The organism is Tepidimonas sp., from assembly GCF_036824975.1.
In the GTDB taxonomy this organism is placed as follows: Bacteria; Pseudomonadota; Gammaproteobacteria; order Burkholderiales; family Burkholderiaceae_C; genus Tepidimonas.
This window is the reverse complement of record NZ_DAISZC010000038.1, coordinates 2,611-18,886: the sequence shown is the minus strand read 5'-3', so window position 1 is coordinate 18,886 and position 16,276 is coordinate 2,611. Positions and strand designations below refer to the sequence as shown.

15 protein-coding genes, 1 tRNA gene and 1 pseudogene are annotated in these 16,276 nt (G+C 69.0%); 2 read left to right on the top strand and 15 right to left on the bottom strand.

The window, feature by feature from the left end:
- Nucleotides 1-385: pseudogene (locus V7Z54_RS06075) on the top strand (GTP-binding protein); the annotation flags it as partial.
- A gap of 131 nt (nucleotides 386-516) precedes the next feature.
- Here V7Z54_RS06075 and V7Z54_RS06070 read toward each other — a convergent pair.
- The 7 genes from V7Z54_RS06070 to tolB all read right to left on the bottom strand — a co-directional run bounded on the left by V7Z54_RS06070 (nucleotide 517) and on the right by tolB (nucleotide 7,083).
- Nucleotides 517-1,473: a metal ABC transporter substrate-binding protein gene (locus V7Z54_RS06070; RefSeq protein WP_334135119.1), complete on the bottom strand. Its 957-nt coding sequence runs from the start codon at nucleotides 1,471-1,473 to the stop codon at nucleotides 517-519.
- 259 nt (nucleotides 1,474-1,732) lie between these two features.
- Nucleotides 1,733-1,808, bottom strand: a tRNA-Lys gene (locus tag V7Z54_RS06065).
- 288 nt (nucleotides 1,809-2,096) lie between these two features.
- The gene (locus V7Z54_RS06060; RefSeq protein WP_334135118.1) at nucleotides 2,097-2,939 is read right to left on the bottom strand and encodes a tRNA threonylcarbamoyladenosine dehydratase; all 843 of its coding nucleotides are present in this window, start codon (nucleotides 2,937-2,939) and stop codon (nucleotides 2,097-2,099) included.
- Nucleotides 2,936-4,051, bottom strand: coding sequence for a YeeE/YedE family protein (locus tag V7Z54_RS06055; protein WP_334135116.1), 1,116 nt, complete (start codon nucleotides 4,049-4,051; stop codon nucleotides 2,936-2,938). The genes V7Z54_RS06060 and V7Z54_RS06055 overlap by 4 nt, the downstream gene beginning before the upstream one ends.
- 150 nt (nucleotides 4,052-4,201) lie before the next feature.
- Entirely contained in the window at nucleotides 4,202-5,074 is an 873-nt protein-coding gene (gene ybgF / locus V7Z54_RS06050; protein ID WP_334135114.1) for a tol-pal system protein YbgF, read from the bottom strand.
- A 14-nt stretch (nucleotides 5,075-5,088) separates the two neighbouring features.
- Nucleotides 5,089-5,679 (bottom strand): peptidoglycan-associated lipoprotein Pal, encoded by a 591-nt coding sequence (gene pal / locus V7Z54_RS06045; protein WP_334135113.1) that lies wholly within the window; start codon nucleotides 5,677-5,679, stop codon nucleotides 5,089-5,091.
- Nucleotides 5,680-5,784: 105 nt separating this feature from the next.
- Nucleotides 5,785-7,083, bottom strand: coding sequence for a Tol-Pal system beta propeller repeat protein TolB (tolB, locus tag V7Z54_RS06040; RefSeq protein ID WP_334135111.1), 1,299 nt, complete (start codon nucleotides 7,081-7,083; stop codon nucleotides 5,785-5,787).
- A gap of 211 nt (nucleotides 7,084-7,294) precedes the next feature.
- Between tolB and msbA the strand changes: the two genes are divergently transcribed.
- Entirely contained in the window at nucleotides 7,295-9,151 is a 1,857-nt protein-coding gene (gene msbA / locus V7Z54_RS06035) for a lipid A export permease/ATP-binding protein MsbA (protein ID WP_443082439.1), read from the top strand.
- A gap of 159 nt (nucleotides 9,152-9,310) precedes the next feature.
- Here the strand turns inward: msbA and rng are convergent, their stop codons facing one another.
- From rng to V7Z54_RS05995, 8 genes are all read right to left on the bottom strand, one after another.
- Nucleotides 9,311-10,786 carry a ribonuclease G gene (rng, locus tag V7Z54_RS06030; protein ID WP_334135109.1) on the bottom strand — a complete coding sequence of 492 codons (1,476 nt, stop codon included), beginning with the start codon at nucleotides 10,784-10,786 and terminating at the stop codon, nucleotides 9,311-9,313.
- Between the two features lie 13 nt (nucleotides 10,787-10,799).
- The gene (locus V7Z54_RS06025; RefSeq protein ID WP_334135107.1) at nucleotides 10,800-11,444 is read right to left on the bottom strand and encodes a Maf family protein; all 645 of its coding nucleotides are present in this window, start codon (nucleotides 11,442-11,444) and stop codon (nucleotides 10,800-10,802) included.
- The gene (gene rlmH / locus V7Z54_RS06020; RefSeq protein ID WP_334135106.1) at nucleotides 11,441-11,911 is read right to left on the bottom strand and encodes a 23S rRNA (pseudouridine(1915)-N(3))-methyltransferase RlmH; all 471 of its coding nucleotides are present in this window, start codon (nucleotides 11,909-11,911) and stop codon (nucleotides 11,441-11,443) included. The genes V7Z54_RS06025 and rlmH overlap by 4 nt, the downstream gene beginning before the upstream one ends.
- Nucleotides 11,908-12,492: a ribosome silencing factor gene (gene rsfS, locus V7Z54_RS06015; protein WP_334135105.1), complete on the bottom strand. Its 585-nt coding sequence runs from the start codon at nucleotides 12,490-12,492 to the stop codon at nucleotides 11,908-11,910. The genes rlmH and rsfS overlap by 4 nt, the downstream gene beginning before the upstream one ends.
- A complete protein-coding gene (nadD, locus tag V7Z54_RS06010; RefSeq protein ID WP_334135104.1) occupies nucleotides 12,489-13,130 on the bottom strand; it encodes a nicotinate (nicotinamide) nucleotide adenylyltransferase in 642 nt (213 codons plus the stop codon). The genes rsfS and nadD overlap by 4 nt, the downstream gene beginning before the upstream one ends.
- The gene (gene hemF / locus V7Z54_RS06005) at nucleotides 13,127-14,044 is read right to left on the bottom strand and encodes an oxygen-dependent coproporphyrinogen oxidase (RefSeq protein WP_334135103.1); all 918 of its coding nucleotides are present in this window, start codon (nucleotides 14,042-14,044) and stop codon (nucleotides 13,127-13,129) included. Before hemF ends, nadD begins: the two co-directional genes overlap by 4 nt.
- A gap of 134 nt (nucleotides 14,045-14,178) precedes the next feature.
- Nucleotides 14,179-15,462, bottom strand: a complete 1,284-nt coding sequence (gene purD / locus V7Z54_RS06000) for a phosphoribosylamine--glycine ligase (protein WP_334135120.1) — start codon at nucleotides 15,460-15,462, stop codon at nucleotides 14,179-14,181.
- A gap of 8 nt (nucleotides 15,463-15,470) precedes the next feature.
- The gene (locus tag V7Z54_RS05995; protein ID WP_334135101.1) at nucleotides 15,471-16,196 is read right to left on the bottom strand and encodes a YebC/PmpR family DNA-binding transcriptional regulator; all 726 of its coding nucleotides are present in this window, start codon (nucleotides 16,194-16,196) and stop codon (nucleotides 15,471-15,473) included.
- Nucleotides 16,197-16,276: the final 80 nt, after the last annotated feature.

Here is a 16,276-nt window from a genome sequence, read left to right as displayed (position 1 = left end):
ACCGCACGCTGGCGCGTTTTCCCGATGCGGACATCGTGTTTGGGGAAAGCAGCGGCGACAACCTGGCGGCCACCTTCAGCCCCGAGCTGTCCGACCTCACCATCGACGTGATCGACGTCGCCGCCGGCGAAAAAATCCCGCGCAAGGGCGGCCCCGGCATCACCAAGAGCGACCTACGGATCATCAACAAAACCGACCTTGCGCTCCTGGTCGGAGCCAACCTGGATGTAATGGTGGCAGACACGATGTGATGGCGGCGGACACTGCGCGGACGCGTCCGGACCGTAAGCGGCGCCCCTGGGTTCTGACCACTCTCAAGACATCGCAGGGTGTGCCGCAGGTGGTGGCGTTTATCGGGCGCTGCGACCTGTTGGTCACGGATTGACCACCATCCGACCGATACTTCGCTTGCCCAGCGGACCCGAGTGTCGCGCACTGTGGTCGCCGCCCATAGGCCACAGCGGCACTGCTGGCACGGGCCGCTTTACCCTGAGTCCGACACGGATACCCTAACCGTCACGGCCCCGCTATGGCGCGCACCATTGCCTGCGTGTTATAGCGCATCATAGCGACGTAAGTCGGCGCTGGGCCGCTGCTGTGGCTAAGCGTGTCGGCAAACAGCGTCCCGGCGGGCCGCACGCCGGTCTCGCGCCCGATCTGCTCGATCAGGCGTGGATCGGTCAGCCCCTCGACGAACAGGGCGCGAATATTTTCCTGCCGTATCTGGCGCACCAGCGCGGCAACCGCGCGCGCCGAGGGTTCGCTGTCGGTGCTGACCCCGCGCGGCGCCAGGAAGCGCACGCCATACGCCCGGGCGTAGTAACCAAAAGCATCGTGCGAGGTCACCACCTTGCGTCGCGTGGGCTCGATGGCGGCCCAGGCCGCGCGGATCTCCGCGTCAAGCGCCTGCAGTTCCTTGGTGTAGGCCTCGGCGTTGCGGCGGTATGCGTCACAGCCCGCCGCATCCACAGCGCACAGGCCGCGGGCGATGTTGGCCACATATGTGACGGCGTTGGCCACCGACTGCCATGCGTGGGGGTCCACCCCGCCGTGCCCGTCGGCCTTGCCGCCATGGGTGTGACCGTGACTGTGGCCGTGCGCGTGCCCCTTGGATGTGAGGCGCAGCGGCTCGATCCCCTCACTGACCACCACCCGTTGTCCCCTAAAGTCGGCGGACTGCAACAGTCGCTGCATCCAGCCCTCAAAGCCCAGGCCGTTCAGGAAAACCACCTGCGCCTGCGCTACCTGCTTGGCATGGACGGGAGCAGGCTGAAAAACATGCGCATCGTTTCCCGGTCCGACCAGCACGTCGACCTCGACGCGCTCGCCCCCCACCTGCCGCACCATGTCACCCAGGATGCTGAAGCTGGCCACCGCCCGCACCACGGGCTGCGCAACCGCCAGCGACGCCGCACCGCAGCCCATGGCCAACAGCAAGACCGCTAGGGCACCGCGAAACCGTCGCCCGAACATCTCACCCTCCTTGCATCCGTTGTCCCTGCGAATAGGCCGAAAACCACCAACATGATCGTAACACGTGGCCTGCGGATAAATGTTATGCTATTGTGAGACGTGCCGTTTCCAGAGGCGCCAACCCGAGGACGGCATCTGTATCTACGGCAACACCGCCAGCCCGTCAAGGTTAACGACACGGTGCTGCACGGCCGACAACGACAAAAAAGCTCGCGCCGATGCGCGGCTCGCCGATGCGCGGCTCACTGATTGAGTGTTTTGGTGGGTCGTGCAGGATTCGAACCTGCGACCAACGGATTAAAAGTCCGCTGCTCTACCGACTGAGCTAACGACCCGCTAACTGCCGTCTGATCTTGATCATCGACCAGCTAACGAAAATCGATAGTATATCAAAGCCGAAGTTGTCTTTCACGGTTACGCGGGTGGCCACAGGCGCGCGCGTCGGTGGCCCGCAGGGCTGTGTCTTGCCTGCGAAGGCCGTATCGCCCCACGCCCGACGCTGCGCGTTACTGCGGGAATGCGGGAAGCCAAACAGCCTCTTGGCGGTGCAGCACTCGGCCACCACGCCGGATATCGCCTTGAGGCCGTGGAGAAGCCGCGTCGCGGGCAGCCGCCACCCACCATCACCCCCCTGCCCCTGCGCCCGCCCCCGGGCGCGCGGCGCCGTCGCTGCCTCGCGCCAGTGCCTGCATGATCCAGCCCGCGGCGCACAGGCCGAACGTCGCCGTCACGGCCACGCTGGAGCCATAGCCATGGCAGTTGAGGGTGGTGTCGGTGGCGCCGTGCGCCGCGCAGTGGGTTTGCGGCGGGCAAACGGGTTCGCGGCTGAACACCGCTGGCACGCCCATGCGACCCTGGCGCGGGACACCGTACCCCTTGCGCAGCCGCTGGCGCAGCTGGGCCAGCAGCGGGTCGTGCGTGGCGTCAGCCAGATCGGCAATCTCCACCGCCTCCCCGCGCTGCTTGCCGCCTGCTGCGCCCACCGTGATAAACCACGCCGGCGCCGACCGCCCCCACGCGGCCAGCACCGTTTTGGCTGCCATCTGGTCGCAAGCGTCGATGACCGCCAGTGACCCGTGGGCACCCTGCGCGTCCAGCGCCTGCGCCAGCAGCGTCAACCAATTGTCGGGCGTGACGAACGCCTCCAGCGGTAGCACTCGGCAGCCGGGGTGGATGGCGCCGATGCGCGCGCGCATGGCTTCGACTTTGGCCATGCCGTAGGTATCTTCGAGCGCGTGGACCTGCCGATTGGTATTGGATTCGGCCACATGATCGAGGTCGATGAGCGTCAGCCGTCCTACGCCGCTGCGCGCCAGCGCCTCCACCGCCCAAGAGCCAACACCGCCGATGCCCACGACGATGACGTGCGCGTCGCGGATGCGCGCCGCCCCGGCCTCGCCGTAGAGCCGTGCCACGCCACCAAAGCGGCGCTCGAGATCCTGCGCGACGAAGACGCCCGCTGTCACACCTCGCGCTCCAGCAGCCAGAGCTGAAAGCGCAAACCAGCCAGCGCCCCACCCCCGATGCCCACCAGCGCCAGCACGCTGGTCAGACTGAGCGTGGAGATGCCCGACAGCCCCTGCCCGATGGTGCAACCCATGGCGGTGACGCCGCCCACGCCCATACAAACGGCGCCGAGCAGGTGCAGGGCGGTGTCGCGCGTGCCGGCAAAGCCCTCCCAGCGGAAGGTGCGCGTGGCCAGCGCGTGCGCCGCAGCTCCAACCACCACGCCCAGCACCGACACCACCCCCAGCGTCAGCACCTTGTTGCTGTCACTGAAGTAGATCAGCCAGTCCAGCGTGTAGGCCATGGGCGCGGTAAAGGTCAGGGCTTCCATGCGCGCGCTGTGTGTACCCAGGTAGACCGCCTCCAGCGTTTCGGGATGTTCGGGTACAAAGCCCAGGTGACCCGACACCCACCACATGGCCAGCACGGTGGCCCCGATGCCCGCGCCGCCCAGCCACGCGTTGGCGCTGCGGCGCATCTCGGCATCGGCCAGCGCCCACAGCACCAGCAGCAGGCCGACCCCTACCCCCACCAGCGCGGCACCCGGCGCACCCCAACCCAGCTGCGCCGCCACCCACGCCGACAATGGACTGCCGGGCTCCATCTGGAAGGCCACCCGATCGACGGTGGCGTCGCGCAGCACGGCTGTGATGCCGCGCAGCGTCGCAAACGCAGCGAACCCCATGACGACAAACACCACCACGCTCTTGAGGCTGCCTGCCCCGATGCGCACCAGCGTTTTGCTGCCGCAGCCGGAACCCAGCACCATGCCGAACCCAAACAGCGCGCCGCCCAGCAACGCCGACAGCCAGATCACGCGCCCGCTGTAGTAGATGGTCTGCGTCGGGTCGATCCAGCCTAGGCCGGCCATCGCGTGAAAACCCACCATCGCCACGCCAATGGCCAGCGCCCACATGCGCAGACGGGTCCAGTCGCCCATGTTGACGACGTCGCTGATAGCACCCATGGTGCAGAAGTGGGTGCGGTGCGCGATGGCCCCGAAGGCGGCGGACACGGCAAACGCCGCCCACAGGACGGAAGCATGAAGCGCTTGGAATTCAGACAGGTCCATGTGGGAAAACGGCTCAAGCGGATGGCGGCATGCCCGCGCGCCGGGATTGTACGTGCTGCGCCCGCGCCCCATGGCCCGGCCGGCGACACGCGCCCTGACTTGCAGCGCCGGTGTTCTCTTTTCGGGCCATCACGGGGGCGCGGCTGGCCCTCAACGCATCCGCGCCAGCCGCTCGCGCGCCGCAGCCGCCGCTTCCGATTCGGGGTAGCGCTGCACGAGCGACTGCCAGGTGGCACGCGCGGCCTTGACGTCCTTAAGTTCGAGTTGGCAGCTGGCCAGCGCGAGCATCGCCTCAGGGGCGCGGTTGTGGCGCGGATACCGGTCGAGCAGCTGCTGGTAGCTGTCGATAGCCTCGCGGTACTGGCGCAGGGCGTAGCGGGCGTTGCCCTGCCAGTACAAGGCCGCGGGTGTGTAGCCACTGCCCGGATAACGCCCCAGAAACTGCCCGTACAGGGTGGCCGCGCGCGCAAAGTCCGAGGCGCGCAGCGCCGCCATCGCCTCCTCGAAGGCGGTTTTTTCGTCCGGCCGCACAGCAAACGTCTGCCCATCCACCGTCACCTGCACCGGCTCTAGGGCGCGCAACCGCTCGTCCAGCGCTGCCCAGGCGTCGCGCTGCTGGCGCTGCGTCTCGGCCACATCGCGCGCCAGCCGCTCCTGCTCACCGCGCAGCTGGGCTACCTCGCGGCGCAGCGTCTCGATTTGCCCCACCAGATCCAGCACACCGCGGCGGGCACTGTCACCGCCACTTTGCGCCTCTTCCAGCCGTCGCTGCAACGCCTGCAGCGCCTGCTGCTGCGCCTCCAGGCTCTGGCGCTGGGCCTCCAAGGTCTGCCGCTGGGCCTCGACGCGGCTGCGCAAGTCCAGTATGGCGCGCCGCGCGTCGTCATCGGCAAGAAACGCCTGCGCCTGACCGGCGACGATCAGGCCGCCGGCCAGCGCCGCAACGGTGCCGCGCCACAGCGGCAGGCGGCGAAACACGACCCGGCATCGCGCCAGGGCATCGCCACGCGGGAACAGGGACATGGGGCGCTCCGGCGTCAACGGTACGACAGTTCGACACGGCGGTTACGCGCCCAGGCTTCCTCTCCGCTGCCCTGCACGGCTGGCTTTTCCTTGCCAAAGCTCACCGCCTCCATCTGCGCGTCCTGCACGCCCATCAACGCCAGCGCGCGGCGCACGGCTTCGGCGCGTTTCTGGCCCAGCGCCAGGTTGTACTCGCGCCCGCCGCGCTCGTCGGTGTGACCTTCCAGCACCACGCGGCGCTGGCGGTCGGCGTTCAGATAGCGCGCGTGCGCCTCCAGCGTGGCCGCATACTCCGGCTTGACGGTGTAGGAGTCGAAATCGAAGTAGATGACCCGCTCCACATTGGCCGGGGGCTGCCCCGTCTCGGTCGGCGCGGTCTGCACCGGCACGACGGTGCGCCCGTCGACCGCACCGCTGATGGCGCCGGCGCCGGTACCCACGGCTGCCCCGGCACCACCCGGCGCCACCGGTACCGCCGAGCGCTCGCTCACCGGCGCCGGGTTTTCATCGAGCTTGACACTGGAGCAACCCGCCAGCAACGCGGCCAGGAGGGTGGCAACGACAGCCGTTTGGCAGCCACGGGGCGACAGGACGAAGCGTTTCATGATCGTTGAGGGTATGGGCTGTGCAGTGAAAAGAGAATGGAATTGGGAACGCAGGGGTGGACGGGACAGGCTACCGGAGCGGCCCAGCCACGCAACACCGCGACCTCAGGCCAGGAACGGCCCCCAGTCCGGCTCCCGCACGGCACCGCCGGCAGCCAGCCGGGTCTTGATGCGGCCGTCGAGCGTGGTCGTCATCAGCGACTCGCGCCCCTGCACGCGCGTGCCATAGATGATGAGTCGCCCGTTGGGCGCAAAACTGGGGCTCTCATCGGCTTGGGAATCGGTCAGCGAAGTCACGGCTCCGGTGTTCAAATCCAGCAGGCGCAGCCGGAACGCGTCGCCCACACGGGCGATGTAGGCGAGCTGTCGCCCGTCGGGACTGACGGCCGGGGAGATGTTGTAGCTGCCCTCGAACGTTACCCGCGTGATTTCGCGTCCATCCGGCGTCATGCGGTAGATCTGCGGCGAGCCGCCGCGGTCGCTGACGAAGTACACGGCCTTGCCGTCAGGAGCAAACGCCGGCTCGGTGTCGATCCCGCCGGTCTGGGTGATACGCTGCGGCTGGCCACCGTCCAGATCGAGTGCGTAAATCTGCGAGCTACCCGCCAGAGTCAGCGTGGCATATAGGCGCCGTCCGTCGGGCGACCAAGCCGGCGCACTGTTGGAGCCGCGGAAACTGGCCAGCAGGCGCCGCCGCCCGGTGGCCAGGTCGTGCACGTAAATCACGGGCTTGCGTGCCTCGAACGAGACATAAGCCAGCTGCGCACCATTGGGCGACCAGGCGGGCGAAATGATCGGTTCGCGGCTGGTGAGCGCCGGTTGCGCGTTTTCACCGTCGGCATCGGCCACCCAGAGCTGATGGCGATCCCCGTTGGCCGTGACATACGCGATGCGCGTAGAAAATACGCCGCGCACACCAGTCAACTTTTCATACACGTAGTCGGCCACGCGGTGCGCCGCCAGCCGCAGCTCACTGGCGCCAACCGGGTAGCTCAGGCCCCCCAGGTCGGTGCCGCGCACCACGTCCCACAAGCGGAAGCGCACATCGAAGCGCCCATCGGCCAAACGGCGCACGCTACCGGTCAGCAGCGCATCGGCCCCCTGGGTGCGCCATGGCGCCAGCTCGGGACGCGCCATTTCGTCGAGTACGGTGCTGCCGCCGGGCAGCTGTCGCAGCTGGCCGCTGCGCACCAGGTCCGCGCCGATGATGGCCGGCACGTCCTGCGGCACGCTGCCGTCGAGGCGGAACGGGGCAATGGCAAACGGGATTTGCGCCACACCGATGCCAGCCACCTCGACACGGAACTGTGCCCATGACGGGGCGGCCGACGCGCCGCAGACCCCCGCGAGCGCCGCCGCAAGCCAGCGGCGGCGGTTCAAGCCGGACACTACTGCAGAGTTCATCGCAAGCACGGGTTTCTCGTTCAACATGGGGAGGGCAAACCCCAACAGGCACCCGATAATACCGGAACCCACCGATGCTTCCTGAGTGCCGCAAAGCGGGGCACAAGTTCACGCCCGCTCTTCACCGCGCCTGTGGGGCAAACAGGCGCGCTGGCGCCCCACGTCCGCGCGTCCGCCACGCCCCGGCCGTCCACACCGTCTTGCTGCCGCCTTGAACGCCACACCCACTGCCCCCCCCTCCCACGGTGCCGCACCGTCGGCGCGCATCTGGACGCGGCTGCGCCGCCTGTGGCCGTACTTCCGGCCCGCGCGGGCCGGTCTGGGCTGGGCCGCGCTGGGCGCCCTGCTGGCAGCGCTGACCGAGCCCGCCATCCCGGCGCTGCTGCAGCGCTTGCTTGACGACGGCTTTGTGGCCGGGGCGTTGCCGCTGTGGGGGGTTCCGGTGGCCCTGATCGGTTTGTTTTTGGTGCGTGGTGCTGCCACCTTCGTCGCCCGCTACGGGCTGGCCTACACCGCCAATGGCGGCATGCTGGCGCTGCGCCAAGCCATGTTCGAGCGCCTGGGCGAAGCGGATCTGGCGCTGTTTCAGCAGCAAAACGCCAGCCGCCTGTCCAACACCTTAGTTTATGAGGTGCAAAACGGCGCCGTGCTGCTGGTGGACGCGCTGCTGACGCTGGCGCGCACGGTGCTGACGATCGCCGCGCTGCTGGTCTACCTGCTGTGGCTGAACTGGCAGCTGACGTTGATTGCGGTCGCGATTTTTCCGCCGCTGTCGTGGGGCATGAAGGCGCTGTCGCGACGGCTGTATCAGGTCACGCGGCGCAGCCAGAGCGCCACCGACGCGCTGGCCTACGTGGTGGAGGAAAACGTGCTGGCGCACCGGCTGGTGCGGCTGCACGGCGCACAGGGCCAGCAGCAGCGCCGCTTTGCCGATCTGAACCGCGTGCTGCGCGGGCTGGCGTTGCGCAGCACGGTGGCGGCCGCGGCCATGACGCCGCTGACGCAGATTCTGGCCGCCATCGCCCTGTCGGCGGTGGTGATGGTGGCACTGCAGCAGGCCGCCGCTGGCGTGTCGGTGGGCAGCTTCGTCGGCTTCGTCACCGGCATGCTGATGCTGGTGACGCCGATCCGGCAGCTGGCTGACATCGCCACGCCGATCACGCGCGGGCTGGCGGCGCTGGAGCGGGGGCTGGAGCTGATCGAGGGCACGCCGCGGCAGAGTAGCGGCACGCACCGCAGCACGCGGGTGCGCGGACATGTGGCGCTGCACGACGTCTGGGTGCGCTACGGCGCTCGGCGCGGCAGCGCGCTGCGCGGCGTCACGCTCGACATCGCCCCCGGCGAGCATGTGGCGCTGGTGGGACCCTCAGGCTCGGGCAAGACCACGCTGGTCAACCTGCTGCCGCGTTTTGTCGAAGTCAGCCGCGGGCGCGTGACGCTGGACGGCGTGGATGTGCGAGACTGGGATCTGCGCTGCCTGCGTGCGCAGTTTGCCATGGTCAGCCAAGACGTGGTGATGCTCAACGACACCGTGCTGGCCAATGTAGCGCTGGGCGATGAGCAACCCGACGAGGCGCGCGTGCGCGCCTCGCTGCAGGCGGCCAATCTGGGCGACTGGTGGCCGCAGCTGCCCCAGGGCCTGCACACGGTGGTGGGCCACAACGCCGCCGAACTCTCCGGAGGTCAGCGCCAGCGGCTGGCGATTGCGCGCGCGCTGTACAAGGACGCGCCGGTGCTGATCCTGGACGAAGCCACGTCGGCGCTGGACAATGAATCCGAACGCCTGGTGCAGGAGGCGCTGGCGCGCCTGATGCACGGGCGCACCACGATCGTCATCGCGCATCGGCTCTCGACCATCGAGCATGCCGACCGCATCGTCGTGCTGGAGGATGGACGGGTGGTCGAGCAAGGCAACCACGCCACCCTGCTGGCCGCCGGTGGCGCCTATGCCCGGCTGCACGCGCGCGGCGCGGGGGGGTGGATCGACGACGAGGACGCGGCCAGCGAAGCAGGCCACGCTCAGCAGGCCGCACGACCCCCCGAGACCCCCGAGGGAAACGAACGATGAGCCAAGCCCGGGGCGCGGCTGCAGCGGGCCAACGTGGCGCAGTGCCCGCGCCGCGGCTGACTCCGCGTCTCGGTGGCGCCTGAATCGGCACCGCCTCCACGCACCGCACAGCCGCCGCCTGCTGGCACAACCAACCGGCGCACATATCCCCGCGGCGCGCTACAGCAGCACGATGTCGTATTGCTCCTGCGTCATCGCACTGTCGCTCTGCAGCGAAATGGGCTTGCCGATGAAGTCCGACAGTCCCGCCAGATGCTGGCTTTCCTCGTCCAAAAAGCACTCCACCACCTGCGGCGCAGCGACGATGCGGAACTCACGCGGATTGAAGGCTCGCGCCTCGCGCAGGATTTCGCGCAGGATGTCGTAGCACACGGTGCGCGTGGTGCGCACGCGCCCGCGCCCGTCACAGGCGGGGCAGGTCTCGGTGAGCATCTGCGCCAGCGACTCGCGTGTGCGCTTGCGCGTCATCTCCACCAGCCCCAGCTGCGAAAACCCGCCCACCATGGTCTTGACGCGGTCGCGCGCCAGTTGCTTGCGCAGCTCGGCCAGCACCGCCTCGCGGTGATCGTCACGCGTCATGTCGATGAAGTCGATGACGACGATGCCGCCCAGGTTACGCAGACGCAGCTGGCGCGCAATCGCCTGCGCCGCCTCGAGATTGGTGCGAAAGACCGTGTCATCGAAATTGCGCGCGCCCACAAACGCCCCGGTGTTGACGTCGATGGTGGTCAGCGCCTCGGTCTGGTCGATGACCAGGTAGCCACCCGACTTCAAATCCACGCGGCGCCCGAGCGCGCGCGCGATTTCCTCGTCCACATGGTACGGCTCGAAGATGGGCCGCTCGCCCCGATACAACGTCAGGCGCTCCAGCACCTGCGGCGTATACGCCTGGGCAAACGCCTGCAGTGCCGCAAACTGCTCGCGTGAGTCGACCTGCACGCTACGCGTGTGGGGGCCGGCCAGGTCGCGCAACACGCGCTGTGCCAAGTTGAGCTCCTCGTACAGCAGCGCCGGCGGCGACACCTGCAGTGCACGCGTGCGGATGTGCGCCCACGCCTTGCGCAGATAAGCGATGTCCTCGCGCAGCTCGTCATCGCTGGCCTCCTCGGCGTTGGTGCGCAGAATGAAGCCGCCACCGCCCCCGCCCACCAACGCCTGCAGCCGCTGGCGCAACGCCTCGCGCTGGGCGTGGGCAATCTTCTGCGACACGCCGATGTGGTCGTCCTGCTGCGGCAAAAACACCAGCAGCCGACCGGCTATGCTGATCTGCGCGGTCAGGCGCGCGCCCTTGGAGCCGATCGGATCCTTGAGCACCTGCACCAGAATCGACTGCCCCTCGAACACCTGCCGCTCGATGGGCGCAGCGGACTCGGCGTCACGCCCGCCGCTGTGGCGCGCCGCGCTGTGCGGCATCAGGTCGGCCACGTGCAAAAACGCGGTGCGCTCCAGACCGATGTCGATGAAGGCCGACTGCATGCCCGGCAGCACCCGCTGCACGCGCCCCAGGTAGATGTTGCCCACTAGCCCACGCTCCAATGCGCGCTCCAGCAGCACCTCCTGCACTGCGCCTTGCTCGATGATGGCCACGCGCGTTTCCTGCGGTGTCCAGTTGATGAGGATGTCGTGCGCAAGCATGGCGCCTTCAAGCTTACCGCAGCGCCACACCGGCGCGGCGCAGCAGCTCGCCCGTCTCGTACGCCGGCAGACCAACGATACCGCTGTGGCTGCCGTGGATGCGCCGCACCCACAACGCAGCACGCCCCTGGATGGCATAAGCGCCAGCCTTGCCCATGGGCTCGCCGCTGGCGACATACGCGGCGATCTCGTCCTCATCCAGCGGCTTGAACACCACGCGCGAGCGGCTCAGCGCCCGCCCCTGGCCCTGCGGTCCGGCCACGGCCACCGCCGTCAGCACCCAGTGGGTGCGGCCCGCCAGACGGCGCAGCATGCGCGCCGCATCGGCCGCGTCGGTGGGCTTGCCCAGAATCTGGTCGTCCAGCACCACCGTGGTGTCCGCGCACAGCACCACGCCAGAGGGCCAGCCGCGCCGCTGCAGTCGCGCCCGCGCCGCCCGCAGCTTGGCCAGCGTGACGCGCCGCACATAGGCCGCCGCGGCTTCACCCGGCCGCACCGCCTCCAGCGCTTCTGTATCCTCATCTGGGTCGGGCGGCAGCGGCACCGGCGTCACCCCCCATTGCAGCAGCAATTCGCGGCGGCGCGGACTCTGCGACGCCAGATAGACCCAGGGGCGGCCATCGGCTGGCAACTCAACAGTGGTCTCGGGCGAGGTCATTCGCGGTGGTAAGGGTGACCGGTGAGCATGGACCAAGCGCGGTAGAGCTGTTCGATCAGCAGCACGCGCGCCAGAGCATGCGGCAGCGTCAGGTCGGACAGGCGCAGCGTGGTGTGGGCCGACTGCCGCAGTGCCGGATCGAGCCCGTCGGGCCCGCCGATGATGAAGACAATGTCGGCGCCGTCGTGCTGCCACTGGCGCAGCCGCCCGGCCAGCTCCGCCGTGGTGCAGCGCTGCCCGCGTTCATCCAGCACCACCCGGCGCGCGCCCTTCGGGCAGGCGGCCTCCAGCCGCTGCCGTTCGGCCGCCATGGCGGCGGCGGCCGACTTGCCGCCCGCGCGCGGCTCGGCCTTGACGGTGCGCAGCTGCACGCGCGCCTCAGGAGGAAAACGCCGGGCGTACTCCTCGTACGCGGCCTCGGCCCAGTCGGGCAGGCGCTGGCCCACGGCCAGCAGATGCCACTTCATGCGCCGTCGCCGTCATCGGCCCGGCGGCGCCGCGCCGGTTTGGGCGGGATGGTGGCAGGCACGGCACGGCGTCTCCCGCGCCGGGACACTTCGTCTGCTGCGGCCACCCCGCGCCGGGCAGCGGCACCTCCCGCTCGCGTGGGCCGCGCTTGCGCTGCGTCGCCCGTGCCTGGTTGCGCAGCCCGCGCCGCGCCTGCCAATGCCCGGTCCGCCGTCGCGGCCTTGCGCAGCCGCACCGGCTTGCCGCCCCAGATCTCTTCCAGCCGGTAGTACTGCCGGACCGCGGGCTGCATCACATGCACCACCGCGGCACCGCAGTCAACGATGATCCACTCGCCGTTGTCTTCACCCTCGACCCGCGGCTTGGCAAAGCCAGCCTCGGCCACCTTGTCACGCACGCTGGCGGCCAGCGCCTTGGTCTGGCGGTTGGAGGTGCCGCTGGCGATGATGACGCGCTCGAACAGCGGTGTCAGCGCCTCGGTGTTGAAGACCTGGATGTCCTGTGCCTTGACATCTTCCAGGCCATCGACGATGGCCCGTTGCAGCTTGCGGATATGGCGTTGCGCGGCGGTTTCGGTCATGGATGTGCAGAAGATGGCGACCCAGGGGCATCCGCCACCCGGTACAGGCCGTGGGTCGAAATATACCGCGCCACGGCCGGCGGCACCTGCCGCGCGGCGTCCGCGTCGCCTCGCTGCCAGGCCGCCCGCACCGCGGTGGCGCTGACGTCGAGTGGTGCCAGCGGCAGGCGCTCGTGGGGCAGCGCCCGTTCCTTGGCGCCAACCGCAGCCGGGGCGTCGGGCGCGCGCTCGGCCACCACCACGGTGGCCAGCGCCAGAATGTCGGCCCAGCGGTGCCAGTGGCAAAAGGTGCGCCACTGGTCGGCGCCCACCAGCAGGAACAGCTGCGCTCCCGGATAGACCGAGCGCAGTTCGGTGAGCGTGTCCACCGTGTACGACGGCCCGGCACGGTCGATCTCGCGCCGGTCGATGACCACCCCCGGCAGATCGCCGAAAGCGAGCCGGCACATGGCCAGCCGGTGTTCGGCGGCGGTGAGCACACGCGCCTTGTGCCACGCACAGCCGGTTGGCACGATGTGCAGCCGCTGCAGCGCCAAGGCGCGCAGCGCGGTTTCGGCCAGCGCCCGGTGCGCCACGTGGGGCGGGTCGAACGCGCCGCCAAACACGCCCACGCGCACGGGCGCCGACAGAGCACTCACAGCCAATCCCGGCGCACCAGAAATTCGGTCAACAGCCGGTGCTCGGGCGTGCCGGGCACGGGGCGTTCGTCGTAGGCCCAGCGCACCAGCGGCGGCATTGACATCAGGATGGATTCGGCGCGCCCGCCCGACTGCAGGCCGAAGTGCGTGCCGCGGTCCCACACCAGGTTGAACTCGACGTAGCGCCCGCGCCGCAGCAGCTGGTGCTGCCGCTCGCGCTCGCCCCACGGCATGTCCATGCGGCGGCGCACGATGGGCAGATACGCGTGCAAGAAGGCGTCACCGACGGCGCGCGTCAGCGCAAACCCGCCGTCGAAGCCCAGCTCCGAGAAGTCGTCGTAGAAGATGCCGCCGACGCCGCGCTGCTCGCCGCGGTGGCGCAGGCAAAAGTAGTCGTCGCACCATGCCTTGAAGCGCGGGTACTTGTCGGCTCCAAACGGTGCCAGCGCCTGCGCGCAGATGCGGTGGAAGTGCACCGCATCCTCTTCGAACCCATAGTACGGCGTCAAGTCCATGCCGCCACCGAACCAGCTCACCGCCTCGGCGCCGTGCGGGCGCGCGGTGATCATGCGCACGTTCATGTGCACGGTAGGCACGTACGGGTTGCGCGGGTGAAACACCAGCGACACGCCCAGCGCCTCAAACGGGGCGCCGGCCAGCTCCGGGCGATGCTGGGTGGCCGACGGCGGCAGCCGCGCGCCGCTGACGTGCGAAAAGCCACAGCCGGCGCGCTCGAACACCTCGCCGCCTTCCAGGATCTGCGTCACGCCGCTGCCCTGCAGCGGCTCACCAGGCGCCTTCTCCCAGGCGTCGGACTGAAACGAGTGCCCGTCGATTTCGGCGATGGCGCTGGTGATGCGTTGCTGCAACCCAAGCAGATATTCACGCATCAGGTTGACCGGGTCGGTGCTCATCGCAAACTTCCGCTAGGAATAAAGAGAAGGGAAACGCCAACGCAACGACGCCCCAGCCCCCCAAGGCGCCAAGGTGGCCTGCCCACGCACCGGCGTGGTGCCGCGATGGGCGTACTCTGTCAGCACGCAGCCGCTCACGCCCGCCCCAGTGCCCGGTGGCCAATGTCACGCCGAAACTGCTGCCCGTCGAATGCCACCTCGCGCACCAGCGCGTACGCGCGCGCGCGCGCCTGGGCCACGTCAGCGCCCAGCGCGGTGGCGCACAGCACGCGCCCACCGGCGGTCACCAGCTGCCCGTTCTGCCAGGCGGTGCCGGCGTGAAACACCACCGCATCGGCGCTGTCTGCTGGCAATGCGGTGATCGGATCGCCCTTGCGTGGTGCGTGCGGGTACCCGTGCGCCGCCACCACCACGCCTAACGCCACGCGCTCATCCCACTGCAGCGTGACAGTGTCCAGCCGACCCTCGGTGGCCGCCCACAGCACCTCCAACAGGTCCGAGCGCAGGCGCATCACAATCGGCTGCGTCTCCGGATCACCCATGCGGCAGTTGAACTCCAGCGTGCGCGGCGTGCCGTCGGGTGCGATCATCAGCCCGGCATACAGAAAGCCGGTGTATGGTCGGCCCTCGGCGGCCATGGCGCGCACCGTGGGTTCGATGATCTCGCGCATCACGCGCTCATGCACCGCGGGCGTCACCACCGGCGCTGGGGAGTACGCCCCCATGCCACCGGTGTTGGGGCCGGCGTCGCCGTCGAGCAGCCGCTTGTGGTCCTGACTGGTGGCCAGCGGCAGCACGTGCGTGCCATCCACCAGCACGATGAAGCTGGCTTCCTCTCCCTCCAGAAACTGCTCGATGACAACGCGGGCGCCTTCGGCGTTGTGCTGCACGCCCAGACGGTTGTCACCCAGCATATCGTCGATGGCGGCGTGTGCCTCGGCCACGGTCGTGGCCACCACCACCCCCTTGCCGGCAGCCAGCCCGTCGGCCTTGACGACGATTGGCGCCCCCATGCGCTCGACGTAGGCGTGCGCAGCCGCGGGGTCAGAAAAGGTCTCGTGCGCGGCGGTGGGAATGCCGTGCCGCTGCATGAAGGCCTTGGCAAACGCCTTGGAACTTTCCAGCTGCGCAGCCGCCTGTGTGGGACCCAAGATACGCAGCCCAGCGGCGCGAAAAGCATCGACGATGCCGGCGGCCAGCGGCGCTTCGGGGCCCACCACGGTCAGCCCGATATCGTTGGCCTGCGCCCAGTCCCGCAGCGCGAACAAGTCGGTCATCGGCACGTTGGTCAGCGCCGGATCGAGCGCCGTGCCACCGTTGCCTGGCGCCACGAACACCGCAGCGGCACGCGGCGACTGCTTCAGCTTCCAGGCCAGCGCGTGCTCACGCCCGCCGCCGCCCACCACCAGCACGCGGATACGATCGCTCATGCCTGCAGCTCCGCGTTGTGGAAGACGTCCTGCACGTCGTCCAGGTCCTCCAGCGCGTCCAGCAGCTTCTGCATACGCTGGGCGTCGTCGCCCTGCAGCGTCACGGTGTTGGTGGGGCGCCAGGTCACCTCGGCCATGGCGGCCACCAGACCGGCTGCCTGCAGCGCGTCGCGCACGCGCTCGAAGTCAGCGGGCGCGGTCAGCACCTCGATCGAGCCGTCCTCTTGCGTCAGCACATCGTCGGCACCCGCTTCCAGCGCCACTTCCATCACCCTCTCCTCCGACGTGCCGGGCTCGAACACGAGCTGCCCGCAATGCTGAAACTGGAACGCCACCGAGCCCTCGGTGCCCAGGTTGCCGCCGTGCTTGGCAAACGCATGGCGCACCTCGGCCACGGTGCGCACGCGGTTGTCGGTCATGCAGTCCACGATCACCGCCGCGCCGCCGATGCCGTAGCCCTCATAGCGCACTTCCTCGTAGTTGACGCCCTCCAGGTTGCCGGTGGCCTTGTCGATGTTGCGCTTGATGGTGTCCGCTGGCATGTTGGCGGCCTTGGCCTTTTCGATGGCCAGCCGCAGGCGCGGGTTGGCCGCCGGGTCACCGCCCCCTAGGCGCGCCGCAATCATGATCTCCCGCACCACCCGGGTCCAGATGCGCTGGCGCTTTTCATCCTGCCGCGCCTTGCGATGCTGGATGTTGGCCCATTTGGAGTGTCCTGCCATGCAAACCTCGCTTGCTCGGAAACCATCGCCCACAAGCCAACGCGATGGGTAGCCGAGCATTTTACGCCGCGGCTCGCCCC

Excerpts from the sequence above, each read along its gene's own strand:
- V7Z54_RS06070 (WP_334135119.1), bottom strand. The coding sequence starts at position 1,473 with ATGTTCGGGCGACGGTTTCGCGGTGCCCTAGCGGTCTTGCTGTTGGCC.
- V7Z54_RS06055 (WP_334135116.1), bottom strand. The coding sequence starts at position 4,051 with ATGGACCTGTCTGAATTCCAAGCGCTTCATGCTTCCGTCCTGTGGGCG.
- ybgF (WP_334135114.1), bottom strand. The coding sequence starts at position 5,074 with ATGTCCCTGTTCCCGCGTGGCGATGCCCTGGCGCGATGCCGGGTCGTG.
- pal (WP_334135113.1), bottom strand. The coding sequence starts at position 5,679 with ATGAAACGCTTCGTCCTGTCGCCCCGTGGCTGCCAAACGGCTGTCGTT.
- tolB (WP_334135111.1), bottom strand. The coding sequence starts at position 7,083 with ATGAACTCTGCAGTAGTGTCCGGCTTGAACCGCCGCCGCTGGCTTGCG.
- rng (WP_334135109.1), bottom strand. The coding sequence starts at position 10,786 with ATGCTTGCGCACGACATCCTCATCAACTGGACACCGCAGGAAACGCGC.
- V7Z54_RS06025 (WP_334135107.1), bottom strand. The coding sequence starts at position 11,444 with ATGACCTCGCCCGAGACCACTGTTGAGTTGCCAGCCGATGGCCGCCCC.
- rlmH (WP_334135106.1), bottom strand. The coding sequence starts at position 11,911 with ATGAAGTGGCATCTGCTGGCCGTGGGCCAGCGCCTGCCCGACTGGGCC.
- rsfS (WP_334135105.1), bottom strand. The coding sequence starts at position 12,492 with ATGACCGAAACCGCCGCGCAACGCCATATCCGCAAGCTGCAACGGGCC.
- hemF (WP_334135103.1), bottom strand. The coding sequence starts at position 14,044 with ATGAGCACCGACCCGGTCAACCTGATGCGTGAATATCTGCTTGGGTTG.
- V7Z54_RS05995 (WP_334135101.1), bottom strand. The coding sequence starts at position 16,196 with ATGGCAGGACACTCCAAATGGGCCAACATCCAGCATCGCAAGGCGCGG.